This is a genomic window from Clostridium pacaense (genome assembly GCF_020709765.2).
GTDB lineage: Bacteria > Bacillota > Clostridia > Lachnospirales > Lachnospiraceae > Enterocloster > Enterocloster hominis.
Map to the genome: position 1 here is coordinate 1 of NZ_JAJFEB020000059.1, position 879 is coordinate 879.

Sequence of the window (879 nt, forward strand, 5' to 3'; positions counted from 1 at the left end):
CTAGAGCGTGTTTGAAAATTAAAAGTTGCACAAAACATATGTTTCACTGCCCTTTTTCATGTTAAAATAAAAGAAAAAGGGGTGTTCGTTATGTTGAAGCGATATGAACTGACTGACCAGGAATGGAATCAAATTGCTCCTTTATTACCTCCTGAAAAATCGAACCGGCCTGGCCGTCCTTCTAAGGATAACCGCACGATGCTCAATGCTATGGTATGGATTGCACGCAGTGGCGCTCCCTGGCGGGATCTCCCGGAGCGTTACGGCCCTTGGGAGACGGTCTATAGCCGATTCCGTAAATGGATTGAGGATGGCTTTCTGGACAATATTTTCCGTGTACTCAGTCTTGAGGCCGAATTAGAGGAGCTTAGTATGGACGCCTCCATTGTAAAAGCCCATCAGCATAGTGCCGGAGCCAAAAAAGGGGGCCAGCAAATCTGATTGGCCATAGCCGGGGCGGGGCCAGCACAAAAATCCATGCAATCGTAGATGCTTATGGATACCCAGTCTATCTACGGTTGAGCGAGGGGCAGAGGAACGATATCAATATGGCAATCCCACTGTTGGAACAAATCAGCCTGAATGGTAGCCAGGTCCTGGCTGATAGAGGATATGACAGTAATCAGCTGATTGATTATATTTATGACCACGGTGGGGAACCTACCATACCCTCCAGAAAAGGTGCCCGGTTCGAGCGTCACTGTGACTGGTGGCTTTATAAGGAAAGACATTTAGTAGAATGTTTTTTCCTAAAACTGAAGGCCTACCGAAGAATCGCGACACGTTATGATAAACTGGCCAGTACCTATCTGGGGTTCATATGCATTGCTTCAATCTTAATTTGGTTAAAATGACTAAGGATATATAATTTTCAAACAC

Annotated in this window: 1 pseudogene; it reads left to right on the plus strand. The window is 45.6% G+C overall.

Going from position 1 to position 879, the window contains the following annotated elements:
* Positions 1–90 precede the first annotated feature (90 nt).
* Positions 91–854: pseudogene (locus LK536_RS58450) on the plus strand (IS5 family transposase).
* Positions 855–879 lie beyond the last annotated feature (25 nt).